Here is an 11,354-nt window from a genome sequence, read left to right on the forward strand (position 1 = left end):
ACCGGGTTGGGTACGCTCGGAGTCGTGCCTGAATCGACCTCCATGCCCCGCCTGTCCACGAAGATCGCAGCGATCGCCGAGTCCGCCACGCTGAAGGTGGATGCGAAGGCGAAGGCCCTGCAGGCGCAGGGTCGCCCCGTCATCTCCTACGCGGCGGGCGAGCCCGACTTCCCGACGCCGGAGCACATCGTCGAGGCCGCCCTCGTCGCCGCGCGCGACCCGAAGGCGCACCGGTACACGCCGGCCGCCGGTCTGCCCGATCTCCGTGCCGCGATCGCCGAGAAGACGCTCCGCGACTCCGGTCTCGAGGTCGACCCCGGCCGGGTCATCGTCACCAACGGCGGCAAGCAGTCGGTGTACGAGGCGTTCCAGGTGCTGCTGAACCCCGGCGACGAGGTCATCGTGCCGACGCCGTTCTGGACCACCTACCCCGAGGCCATCGCCCTCGCCGACGGTGTCGCGGTCGACGTCTTCGCCGACGCCTCGCAGAACTACCAGGTCACCGTCGAGCAGCTCGAGGCGGCCCGCACCCCACGCACCAAAGTCCTCCTCTTCGTCTCCCCGTCGAACCCGACCGGCTCCGTCTACTCCCCCGAGCAGACGAAGGCCATCGGCGAGTGGGCGCTCGAGCACGGCATCTGGGTCATCTCCGACGAGATCTACCAGAACCTCACCTACGACGGCGTCCGTGCGACGTCCATCGTCGAGGCGGTCCCCGAGCTCGCGGAGCAGACCCTCCTCGTCAACGGGGTGGCGAAAACCTACGCGATGACCGGTTGGCGCGTGGGGTGGACCGTCGGTCCGGCGGACGCGATTAAGGCGCTCGGCAACCTGCAGTCGCACCTGTCCGGCAACGTGAACAACATCGCGCAGCGCGCGGCGATCGCGGCCCTCACCGGCCCGCAGGACGCTGCAGAGTCCATGCGTGAGGCCTTCGACCGCCGCCGCAAGCTCATCGTCGGGGAACTCAACACGATCGACGGCTTCGCGACCCCCACCCCGCAGGGCGCCTTCTACGTCTACCCCGACGTGACGGCGCTGCTCGGCCGGACGTTCGGCGGCGTAACGCCCACGACCTCGCTCGAGCTCGCGGACCTCATGCTCGACCAGGCCGAGGTCGCCGCCGTCCCCGGCGAGGCGTTCGGGCCGTCCGGGTACCTGCGGTTCAGCTACGCGCTCGGCGACGACCAGCTCCTCGAGGGCGTCCAGCGGCTGCAGCGCCTCTTCGCGTCCTGATCCGTCGTCCGCCCGCCGGCGTTCGGCGGGCGGGCGGACGGTCGGTGGGCGGACGCTCGGCGACGGCCGACGGTGCGGCTCAGATCGTGACGCCGACCACCACGGGTTCGGGCTGCAGGAGGACGCCGAACTCGGCGTGGACCCGCGCCTGCACGAAGCGGGCCAGTTCGGCGATCTCGGTGGCGGTCGCGCCGCCTCGGTTCGTCAGCGCGAGGGTGTGCTTCGTGGAGACCGCGGCGTGTGATCCGGGGAGCGCGAACCCGCGACGGACACCGGCCCGCTCGATCAGCCAGGCGGCCGAGAGCTTCGCCAGCCGCTCCACGAGAGCCGGCCGGGGCGGGTTGACGACCTCGCCGAGCGGGAAGACGTACTCGGTGTCGTCGTCGGCCGGCGGGTCGACGGGCCACCAGGGAGCGTCACCGGGGAGCGAGCGGGCGATGTGCTCGGACACGATCGGGTTTGTGAAGAACGATCCGGCGCTGGCGGTGTCGGGGTCGTCCGGGTCGAGCACCATGCCCTTCGAGGCACGGAGCGCGAGCACCGTCGTGCGCACCTGGGCCAGACGGACCTGCTCACCGACTTCCACGCCGAGCGCGAAGGCGAGCTGCTGGTAGGCGATCGGTGCGGCGAGACCGTCGACACCGACGTCGTCGAGCTCGATGATGATCGCCACGACCACGCCCGACCGTTCGGGCTCCCCGCCGCCGTGCCGCTTCAGGACCGACGTCCGGTACCCCAGGCCGAGCTCGGCGGCGGGCACGCGCTCGACGGTCTGCGACTCCTCGTCGAGGAGATCGACCGCGACGAGCGACGACACGATCTCCTGTCCGTAGGCGCCGATGTTCTGGACGGGGGCCGCCCCGCAGGATCCCGGGATGCCGGAGAGCGCCTCGATGCCCGCGAAGCCGTGCTCCACCGTGTAGGCGACGAGCGCTTCCCAGTCCTCGCCTGCCTGTACCCGCAACCGCACGCGGCCAGCCGGCGCATCGAGCCGTTCGATGCCGCGGTTCGCCGCTCTGATGACGGTGGCCTCGAGCGGCTCGTCACCGACGAGGAGGTTCGAGCCACCCCCGAGCAGCAGCCACGGCTGGTCGGTGTTCCAGACGTCGAGCACGGCGTCGATCAGCTCGGCCTCGCTCGTGCATTCCACGAAGGCCGCGGCAGGCCCACCCACCTGCAGGGTGGTGAGCTCACGCAGACTGATGGTGTCGGTCATGGCGCTCCGCAGCTCAGGCGAAGCCGACGACGAGCTGCGCCTTGCCGAGCACCGTCTGCTCGGCGAAGGTGACGGTGAGGTCGATGCGTGCGGTCTGCGCGTCGGCGTCGAGCTTGCCGACCTTTGCGACGATGTGGAGCTCGGCGCCGGTCTCCGGGTCGACGACGACCGGGCGAGTGAACCGCACCTGGTAGTCGAGCACTCGGCCGGGGTCGCCGATCCAGTCGACCACCGGCTGCGCGGCGATCCCCATCGTCAGCATGCCGTGGGCGAGGACGCCGGGCAGCCCGACGGACGCGGCGACGTCGTCGCGGTAGTGGATCGGGTTGAAGTCGCCCGAGGCACCGGCGTAGCGCACGAGCGCGTCCCGGGTGAGGTGGACTGTCCGCTCGGCGACGACGTCGCCGACGGCGGGCATGGCGGGAGTCGTCTGCTGCACGTCGCTCATCCTTCGTCTCCTCGCACCACGAGCGTCGAGGTCGCGGTGACCACGGGCTCGCCGGCGGCGTCGGTCATGACCGAGTCGCACGTGACCATCGAGTGGCCGCCCAGGGACTTGATCGAGGTGACCGTCAGCTGCGCGGTCAGTTCGTCACCTGCGACGATCGGGCGGTGGTGCACGAACCGCTGATCGCCGTGGACGACCCGGCTGAAGTCGATGCCGGCGTCCGGCTCGGCGAGGAGCTGCTGCAGCGTGTGCTCCTGGACGACGACCGCGAACGTCGGCGGCGCGACCACGTCGGCGTGGCCTGCGGCGCGTGCCGCTTCCGGGTCGAGGTTGATGGGGTTCGTCGCGAAGACGGCCCGCGAGAACTCGCGGATCTTCTCGCGTCCGACCAGGTACGGGGCGACGGGCGGGAAGACCCGACCGGCGAGCTCTGGGTTCACTGACACGCCCTCCAGCCTACCCGCTGGCCCGGCGAGGGGGTCTTGGAGCCGGATCGACGATCGGGGTGATCAGGAGCGCTTGAGCGCCTGGAGCACCATGCGGATCGCGACGACCACGAGGAACGCCGCGAAGAGCAGGTTGCCGACGAATGGCGGGACGACCGACGCGACGATGGCGCCGAGCGCGGTCGTCGTGCACGCCGCGACCCCGATGATCGCCGCCGCCCGGAGGTCGACGTTGCCACGCCGCACGTTGCCGACGGTGCCGGAGATCGCGGTCGGCACCATCATGAGCAACGACGTGCCCTTGGCGATGAGGTCGCTCGCTCCGAACAGCAGGATGAGCATCGGCACGACGACGACCCCGCCGCCGATCCCGAGGAGTCCCGACAGGACGCCGGTCAGGAAGCCCAGGAGGATGAGGCCGATGATCGAACCGACGTGCAGATCGATCTCGGCGGTGCGGGACGGGACGATGAGGAACAGGGAGACCACGACGACGAGCAGGAAGCCGATGAAGCCCCACTGGAGCGCCCTCTTGGGGAGCTTCGCCAGCAGATAACTGCCGAGCTGGGCGCCTCCGATCGCGCCGGCCGCCAGCAGGATCGCCGCCACCCAGTCGACCGTCCCATTCACCGCGTAGGAGATGACCCCGACGAGCGAGGTCGGGACGATCGCGGCGAGCGAGGTCCCGGCGGCGAGCCGTTGCCCGAACCCGAGGAGGAACACCACGGCCGGGACGATGAGGATGCCGCCGCCGACGCCGAAGAGCCCCGACAGGAACCCGGCGGTCAGGCCGATCCCGATGAGCCAGGCGATGCCGGACGCGGATCGGACCGGACGGCCGGTCGTGTCGTCTCCGGTCACCGTGCGGTGGGGCCGGAGAGCGCCGTCTCGAGCGACGGGGTGGTGCGAGCGGTCCCGGCGTCGAGGAGGGACCAGCCGGTGTCGGTGGCTTCGATGACCGACACGGAACAGTTCTCGAGCGGCGGGACCGTGGTGCCCGACAGGTGACTGAGGGTCAGGCGGATGAGCGTGCCGTGGCTCACGACGAGCACGTTCTTGCCCGGGTGGTCGCGAGTGATCTCCTCGATGCCGCGCATGCCGCGTTCGATGACCGACTCCTCGGTCTCGAGGTTCGGGTACTGGTGGTCGGGCCAGTTCTCGAGCACCATCTGCGCGGTCGCGCCTTCCGCATCGCCGTAGTGCCGCTCGACCATGTCGGGGTAGGTGCCGCCGAGTTCCAGCCCGAGGGCGTCGGCGATGATCTGCGCCGTCTCGCGGGCACGTCCGAGCGGGGAGCTGACCACGACGTCCCAGGTGCCGGTGAGGCGAGGGGCGACCGTGGCCGCCTGCTCCCGCCCCGTGTCGTTCAGCGGGATGTCCGTCGTCCCCTGCAACCGTCGTTCGAAGTTCCAGGCGGTCTGTCCGTGACGGACGAGGGCGATGGTCATGCCCCAAGCCTAACCGCCGACGGGGCATGGACCACCGGCCGGCGCCGGACGCTCTTACTGTTCGGTGTCGCTCCCGGCTTCCGTCGCCCAGCGGATCCGAATGGGGCCACGGACGGTCTCGCGGTCGACCGCCTCGTCGCCCTGGGTGATCCGCACCCGGCCGGCGTCGACGAGACGCCAGGCGACCCGGCGGGTGTCGTCCATCAGCTCGCGCCACTCCTCGCCGCCGACGGCACGAGCGGCGTCGGACGGGCAGATGGACGAGGTGACGGCACGCTTGCCGAGGAGGTCCAAGATCGTCGACTCGAGTACGGCGTCGTCGACGGCTCCCCGGCCCTGCCGCTGCGCCCCCGTGTCGTCACTCATGGCATCCAGTATGCGCGCTCCCCTGCGGCGGCGTCCCGGAGCCGGCAAAGCCGGACGGGACACCGCTCACCGGAGCGGGACTCAAGCGAACTGCGCGTAGAACCCCTCGGGGGCGTTGGCGAGCGAGGCCTTGACCATGGCGCTCCAGTCGTCGACGACGACCTCCGCGACACCCTGTTCGACACCGTCGAGGCTCGCGCGGGCGACGTCCGCCGGATCGACCATCGGCCCCTCGTACCCCGCCATGATGTCGGTGTCGGCTGCACCGAGGTGGAGTCCCTGCACCGAGACACCCTTCGGGGCGAGTTCCAGGCGGACCGCGTTCGTCATGTTCCACTCGGCCGCCTTGGCCGCGGCGTACCCGCCGGAGCCGGGGTGGGCGAACCAGCTCAGGGCGGAGAGCACGTTGACGATCGCCCCGCCCCCGTTCCCCTCGATCACCGGAGCGAACGCGCGCACCATGGCGAGGTTGCCCCAGTAGTGCGTGTCCATCTCGCGACGTGCGTCGGCGAGGTCGCCGGTCAGCATCGAGCCCTGCGTGGCGATGCCGGCGTTGTTGACGAGCAGGGTGACGTCGGTCGCGATCGCGGCCGCCGCCTCGATGGAGGCCTGGTCGGTGATGTCGAGCTGCAGCACCTCCACGCCGGGGATGTCGACGAGCTCGGGGCGGCGCGCGGTCGCGTACACCTTCGATGCGCCGCGCTCGAGCAGCTGGGTGACGAATCGACGCCCGATGCCCCGGTTCGAGCCGGTGACGAGTGCGACGGATCCTGCGATGTCCATGATTCCCTTCCGCGTGCGGGGCGATCCCGCAGCAGCCTGGTTAGGCTAAGACCTCACATCAATGTCAGGTGCAAGCCAGGAACGGAAGATCGATGCGCATCGGGGATCTCGCGGCTCGGACCGGGGTGAGCGTCCGCTCGCTCCGCTACTACGAGGAGCAGGGGCTACTCACCGCAACGCGCACGACGAGCGGCCAACGGAGCTACGAACGGGCGGCGGTCGAACGGGTCGAGCTCGTGCAGCAGCTCTTCGCGGCCGGCCTCCCGAGCCGCACCATCGTGCAGCTCCTCCCCTGCGTCGACGCCGGAGTCGCGACGCCGGAGTCCCTCGAGCTGCTTCGGACCGAACGCGATCGCATCACGGCGCAGCTGGCGGACCTCGAGGCCGCGCGCGCACGCCTCGAAGCAGTCATCGACATCACGCTCCACCCGACGCCGGAGCACTGCCCGGCCCTGCGCGAGGAGCGTCCGGCGGAGTTGGACGCCGCCTGACGCGCTCGGCCAGGTTTCGACGCTGTCGGTCCTTCGCGGCTACCATGACCAGGTCGGAGGTCGAGGACACAACCGGTGGCCCGCCTTCGTGGTAGCCGAGACGGGGGTCAGCGATGAGTGCATCCGAGAGCCAGGGGCCGGCGGTCCCGACAGAGTCGGTCGCGGCACAGGCGGCGCGCACCCGGCTCGAACAGCGTGTGGCGAGCATCGAATCCATTCTGATCACGATCCCCATGCTGCTGCTGGAGATCGCGCTCATCCTCTCGCTGTTCGTCCCGTTCGCCAGTCAGACGACCGATGACGAGGGCACGGAGGTCTTCAACCTCTTCTTCTTCCTCGGCGGGTTCGCCGATCGCGACGACGACGGCGATCCGGAGGCCGCCTCGATCCTGTTCGCGAGTGCGTTCCTCGTGCTCATCCTGGTGATCATCGCGGCGATCTGCACCACACCGGTGTTCCGGGGGAACCGGACCTCCGCCCGGGCGGGTGCCACGGCCGTGACCGTCATCATCGTGCTCATCCTCGGCAACATCGGAGCCTGGATGGTGATGCTGATCGGTATCTTCGCGGACTCGCCCTGGGAGCTCGGGCCGGCGCTCCCGCTCCTCAGTATCGGCACCCTGCTCGCGGCGATGATCGCCTTCTCCCCGGGGTACCGCAGCATCTGGGACCGGTGACGCGGCTGGTCCGGTCCAGGCGACCGGCGTCGCGTTCGACGATGGGGAGCGCTGCCCATGCGGCTCACCCCTCCGAACGGTGGCCTCTTGCCATACTGAACCCGTGAACGGAACCGAGAGCACCTCCACCGGCGTGCTCGAGGAGTACCGCTGGACCGTCGAGGCTGAACTCCAGAACACCCCGTTCATCGTCACCACGGTCCCGGGCGGGTTCCAGGTCGGCTTCGACCTTGCGAACTCCCACTGGTTGAGCGTCCTCCAGCTGAACGAGGTATCCGACAGCATCACGTACACGGTCCGCGTGGACGAACGGCGACGGCGCTTCAGCATCACCGACACCCTGCGCAGGATGAGTTGGTCGGCGGGCGCCGCCGGATTCGTCCCACGCCTGTCGTGGTCGTTCTCCTGGCAGTCGGGTCGGGTCCGCTACGGCCGGGTCATCATGCTCGGCATCGCACCCGGCGGGTTCGAGGTCGCGTTCAGTCCCGAGAACGAGCGCGCACGGATCCGGGAGATCGGCGAGGAACTCGGCCTCCGCCCCCGGATGGCGCCGCATGCCCGCATCGGCATCTGGGCGGCGGTCGGCGGTGTGCTGCTCGGCCTGCTGGTGCCCGCTGCCATCATGCTCGGGGGCGCCCTCACCGGGACCCACTGAGACGATGACGCTCGACGAGGATGAACTCCTCGGCACCGCAGGCTGCCTCCGGAAACGCAAAAGGCCCGGAAACCCGGGCCTTGCGTAGCAGGAGAGAGATTCGAACTCTCGACCTCACGATTATGAGTCGTGCGCTCTCACCAACTGAGCTACCCTGCCACGTCTCTCCGTATGCCGGCGAGAGCAGTGACGGAGAGAACGAGCCCCGAGCGGGACTTGAACCCGCGACCTCTTCCTTACCAAGGAAGTGCTCTACCACTGAGCTATCGGAGCGCGAACCAGACCGCTCACGCGGAAATGGCACCAGTAGAGACTAGCATCCCCGGAGGCGTGCTTCGTACACGCTCGCGCATCATTTGGCCGCGAAGGTGTCGGCGGCGTGCACGACCTTCGCGAGGTACGAGGCGGCACCGTTGTACGAGCCGATCGCGGCGACCCAGTCCGCCTCGATCCGCAGGTCCCGTCCGCCGTGGCAGAGGTAGCCGGCAGCGGCGAGCGCCGCGTCGTCGATCTGCTGCGGGTCCGCGACGCCGTCGCCGTTCCCGTCCGCTCCCCACCGCTCCCAGGTCGAGGGGATGAACTGCATCGGACCGACCGCGCGGTCCCACCGGGCGTCCCCGTCGAAAGCGCCGCCGTCGGTGTCCGTGACGGCGTCGAACTCGGTCCCGGTGAGCGCGGGTCCGATGATCGGCGGGGTCGCTCGACCGGCGGCGTCGAGGGCGCCACCGAAGATGGTCCCATGCCCGGACTCGACGCTCCCGAGCGCGGCGAGGGTGTTCCATGCGATCCCGCACCCGGGTCGCGTCTGCGCGGTGGCCAGCGCCGCCCCAGCGTAGGCGGACATGGCGCGTTCCGGGATGCCGAGGCGCTGTGCCGTTGCCGCAGCCCAGGCGGCGTCGACGCGGTCGGTGATGGCGGCAGGCGCCGTGCCGGCAGAGCCCACCGCGGGGATACCGGGCCCCTCGACCGCGGCGTGGGGTGCGGTGCCGAGGGTCGAGTCCCGCACCTGCGCCTGCCTGACGAGCTCCGGCCCCCAGGCGACGACGGCGACGATGACCGCGAGCCCCACGGCAACGGCAGCGAAGGCGACGACCCACCCCATCGGGGCGAGTCGCTGGCGCTTGCTGGCTGACCTTCGGTTCGGCGGCTTGGTGGCACCGCGCGAGCTGACGGCGCGCGAACGTGGCTTGGGAGCCGAGCGGGCAGCACTGGTCCGGGTACGCGAGGAGGGCTTCGGCGTCGATCCGGCGGGCCGGCGTCGACTGTTCCCCTTCGCCGACGTCACCACCCGTCCACCGTAACCGAGGGCGGCGACCGGTCGACTCGTCAGGGCTGTGGTGCGGCCTTCGCAGCGTTCTTGGCCTGGCGCTTCGCCCGGAGGTCCTTCGCCACGGCGACACCCTTCTTGGCGGCGGCGTTCGCCTTCGTGCTGGCCCGCTTGGCGCCGTCGAACTCGGAGGCGAGGACGGCGAGCCCGCCGACGGCGATGAGTGCCCCCGGGCCGGGCAGCGGGATGAGCGCGACGCCGAGGGCGACCGTGCCACCGCCGACGACCCCGACACCTGCGCGGTAGACACGGTTCGCCGTCGGGTTCCGGCGGATGATCCCGCGGGTGGTCCGGGCCGCCGAACCTGCGACCCGCCCCGCCTGCGCTCCGACGCGCTTGGCCGTGCTGCGGGCGGTGCTGTCCGATTCCGTCGTCATGTCCCCACTCTAGGCAGCACCTGACGGGCCGACACCGGGAATCCGGTGCGAATCGGGCCCCGGTCGACGCGCGGCGCGAGGACTCGGCGATGGCCTAGGGTAGCGACATGGACTCCGCCCTCCCGACCTCGTCGGCGACCGCAGCTCAGCACGCCTCCCCCGCAGGAGGCTCCACCCCCGGATCGGAGTGGTGGCGTTCCGCCGTCATCTACCAGATCTACCCCCGCTCCTTCGCCGATGCGAACGGTGACGGCCTCGGCGACCTGCCCGGCATCACCTCCCGCCTCGGCGCGCTGCAGGAACTGGGAGTCGACGCCATCTGGCTGTCCCCCTTCATGACGAGTCCGCAGAAGGACGCCGGCTACGACGTCGCCGACTACTGCGACGTCGACCCCATCTTCGGCACCCTCGCCGATTTCGACGCGATGACCGCCGCGGCCCACAGCGCGGGTATCCGGGTCATCGTCGACCTCGTCCCCAACCACTCCTCGACCGCACACCGCTGGTTCCAGGAGGCGCTCGCGGCCGGACCGGGGTCCGAGGAACGCGCCCGCTACATGTTCCGCGACGGCAAGGGCGAACACGGGGAGCAGGCCCCGAACAACTGGGAGTCCGTCTTCGGCGGGCCGGCCTGGACGCGCGTCGTCGAGGCGGACGGCACCCCCGGTCAGTGGTACCTCCACATCTTCGACTCCTCGCAGCCGGACTTCGACTGGACGAACCCGTGGGTGCGCGAGCAGTTCCGCGGGGTCCTGCGCTTCTGGCTCGACCGCGGTGTCGACGGGTTCCGCGTCGATGTGGCGCACGGCATGATCAAGGCCGACGGGCTGCCCGACTACACCCCGCCCGCCGAGGGTGGCAGCATGGGCGGCGCCTCCGTGGACGCGTCGCTCGAGGCCGCCGGCACCGGGCCGGAGTCGTGGCCCGAGACCGCACCGTACTGGGGCCAGGACGGCGTGCACGAGATCTACCGCGACTGGCACGAGTTGCTCGCGACGTACGAGGGTGACCGCGTCCTCTGCGCCGAGGCCTGGGTCGACCCGCTCGACAAGATGGCGCTCTGGGTGCGACCCGACGAGATGCAGCAGGCGTTCAACTTCCCGTACCTCGAAACGCCCTGGAACGCTGCGGCACTCAAGACGGTCGTCTCGGAGTCGCTGCGGGCCTTCGCCCAGGTCGGCGCACCGAGCACCTGGGTGCTGTCGAACCACGACGTCGTCCGCCACGCCTCGCGCCTCGCACTCACGGAGGAGAACCCGCAGGGCTACGGCGTCGGACCGAACACCCCCGGCAAGCCGGACCGCGCACTCGGCCTGCAGCGTGCTCGCGCCGCGACGGCGCTCATGCTGAGTCTCCCCGGTGGTGCCTACCTCTACCAGGGCGAGGAACTGGGCCTTCCGGAGGTCATCGACCTCCCTGACGACGCCCGCCAGGACCCCACCTGGTTCCGCACGAACCACGAGCGCTACGGGCGCGACGGCTGCCGCGTGCCGATCCCGTGGGAGGCAGGCCACCCCGCGTACGGCTTCAACACGACGGGAGCCTCCTGGCTGCCGCAGCCCGACGACTGGAACGACTACTCGCGCGACGCCCAGGCCGGCATCCCCGGATCGACGCTCGAGCTCTACCGCACGCTCCTCCGCCTGCGGCGCGAGCACGGGCTGGGCCTCGGGTCGATCGCCTGGGTCGAGGGCGCTCCGGAGAGCATCCTCGCGCTCACCAACGGCACGGTGACGGTCGTCGCGAACACCGGCGCGGACGACGTGCCGGTCCCGTCGTCACTCGCGGAGTCGTCCGTCCTCGTCGCGAGCGGCCCGTTCGACGGCACCACGATCCACGGCGACACGACGGTCTGGTTCACGACGCCGTAAGGGTCCAGCCCTG

At 70.5% G+C, this 11,354-nt stretch carries 14 protein-coding genes and 2 tRNA genes; 5 read left to right on the top strand and 11 right to left on the bottom strand.

What is annotated here, in order from left to right:
* Positions 1 to 42 precede the first annotated feature (42 nt).
* On the top strand, positions 43 to 1,236 hold the full coding sequence (locus QRN27_RS13760; RefSeq protein WP_285043114.1) for a pyridoxal phosphate-dependent aminotransferase: 1,194 nt from the start codon (positions 43 to 45) through the stop codon (positions 1,234 to 1,236).
* A 79-nt stretch (positions 1,237 to 1,315) separates the two neighbouring features.
* On the opposite strand, the gene QRN27_RS13765 is transcribed toward QRN27_RS13760, so the two are convergent.
* From QRN27_RS13765 to QRN27_RS13795, 7 genes are all read right to left on the bottom strand, one after another.
* The gene (locus QRN27_RS13765) at positions 1,316 to 2,452 is read right to left on the bottom strand and encodes a UDP-N-acetylmuramate dehydrogenase (RefSeq protein ID WP_285042711.1); all 1,137 of its coding nucleotides are present in this window, start codon (positions 2,450 to 2,452) and stop codon (positions 1,316 to 1,318) included.
* 13 nt (positions 2,453 to 2,465) lie between these two features.
* Positions 2,466 to 2,900: a MaoC family dehydratase gene (locus QRN27_RS13770; protein WP_228507299.1), complete on the bottom strand. Its 435-nt coding sequence runs from the start codon at positions 2,898 to 2,900 to the stop codon at positions 2,466 to 2,468.
* Positions 2,897 to 3,346 (bottom strand): MaoC family dehydratase N-terminal domain-containing protein, encoded by a 450-nt coding sequence (locus QRN27_RS13775; RefSeq protein ID WP_285042712.1) that lies wholly within the window; start codon positions 3,344 to 3,346, stop codon positions 2,897 to 2,899. Before QRN27_RS13775 ends, QRN27_RS13770 begins: the two co-directional genes overlap by 4 nt.
* Positions 3,347 to 3,409: 63 nt before the next feature.
* Positions 3,410 to 4,207, bottom strand: a complete 798-nt coding sequence (locus QRN27_RS13780) for a sulfite exporter TauE/SafE family protein (protein WP_285042713.1) — start codon at positions 4,205 to 4,207, stop codon at positions 3,410 to 3,412.
* Positions 4,204 to 4,794, bottom strand: a complete 591-nt coding sequence (locus QRN27_RS13785) for a histidine phosphatase family protein (RefSeq protein ID WP_285042714.1) — start codon at positions 4,792 to 4,794, stop codon at positions 4,204 to 4,206. Before QRN27_RS13785 ends, QRN27_RS13780 begins: the two co-directional genes overlap by 4 nt.
* Before the next feature lie 54 nt (positions 4,795 to 4,848).
* The gene (locus QRN27_RS13790; protein ID WP_285042715.1) at positions 4,849 to 5,160 is read right to left on the bottom strand and encodes a DUF3253 domain-containing protein; all 312 of its coding nucleotides are present in this window, start codon (positions 5,158 to 5,160) and stop codon (positions 4,849 to 4,851) included.
* Positions 5,161 to 5,241: 81 nt separating this feature from the next.
* On the bottom strand, positions 5,242 to 5,943 hold the full coding sequence (locus QRN27_RS13795; protein ID WP_285042716.1) for an SDR family oxidoreductase: 702 nt from the start codon (positions 5,941 to 5,943) through the stop codon (positions 5,242 to 5,244).
* A gap of 92 nt (positions 5,944 to 6,035) precedes the next feature.
* Here QRN27_RS13795 and QRN27_RS13800 point away from each other — a divergent pair, with 92 nt between their 5' ends.
* The 3 genes from QRN27_RS13800 (at position 6,036) to QRN27_RS13810 (ending at position 7,766) form a co-directional block, all read left to right on the top strand.
* A complete protein-coding gene (locus QRN27_RS13800; protein ID WP_285042717.1) occupies positions 6,036 to 6,434 on the top strand; it encodes a MerR family transcriptional regulator in 399 nt (132 codons plus the stop codon).
* Between the two features lie 113 nt (positions 6,435 to 6,547).
* Positions 6,548 to 7,111, top strand: coding sequence for a hypothetical protein (locus QRN27_RS13805; RefSeq protein WP_285042718.1), 564 nt, complete (start codon positions 6,548 to 6,550; stop codon positions 7,109 to 7,111).
* A 103-nt stretch (positions 7,112 to 7,214) separates the two neighbouring features.
* A complete protein-coding gene (locus tag QRN27_RS13810) occupies positions 7,215 to 7,766 on the top strand; it encodes a hypothetical protein (RefSeq protein WP_285042719.1) in 552 nt (183 codons plus the stop codon).
* A gap of 85 nt (positions 7,767 to 7,851) precedes the next feature.
* Here the strand turns inward: QRN27_RS13810 and QRN27_RS13815 are convergent.
* The 4 genes from QRN27_RS13815 to QRN27_RS13830 all read right to left on the bottom strand — a co-directional run bounded on the left by QRN27_RS13815 (position 7,852) and on the right by QRN27_RS13830 (position 9,470).
* A tRNA-Met gene (locus QRN27_RS13815) sits at positions 7,852 to 7,925 on the bottom strand.
* A 42-nt stretch (positions 7,926 to 7,967) separates the two neighbouring features.
* Positions 7,968 to 8,039, bottom strand: a tRNA-Thr gene (locus QRN27_RS13820).
* Between the two features lie 79 nt (positions 8,040 to 8,118).
* On the bottom strand, positions 8,119 to 8,868 hold the full coding sequence (locus QRN27_RS13825; RefSeq protein WP_285042720.1) for a lytic transglycosylase domain-containing protein: 750 nt from the start codon (positions 8,866 to 8,868) through the stop codon (positions 8,119 to 8,121).
* 224 nt (positions 8,869 to 9,092) lie between these two features.
* Positions 9,093 to 9,470, bottom strand: coding sequence for a PGPGW domain-containing protein (locus QRN27_RS13830; RefSeq protein ID WP_056014019.1), 378 nt, complete (start codon positions 9,468 to 9,470; stop codon positions 9,093 to 9,095).
* A 107-nt stretch (positions 9,471 to 9,577) separates the two neighbouring features.
* On the opposite strand from QRN27_RS13830, the gene QRN27_RS13835 reads away from it, so the two are divergent.
* A complete protein-coding gene (locus QRN27_RS13835) occupies positions 9,578 to 11,341 on the top strand; it encodes a glycoside hydrolase family 13 protein (RefSeq protein WP_285042721.1) in 1,764 nt (587 codons plus the stop codon).
* Positions 11,342 to 11,354 lie beyond the last annotated feature (13 nt).

The sequence above is a fragment of the Plantibacter sp. LMC-P-059a genome (genome assembly GCF_030209505.1).
Lineage (GTDB): Bacteria > Actinomycetota > Actinomycetes > Actinomycetales > Microbacteriaceae > Plantibacter.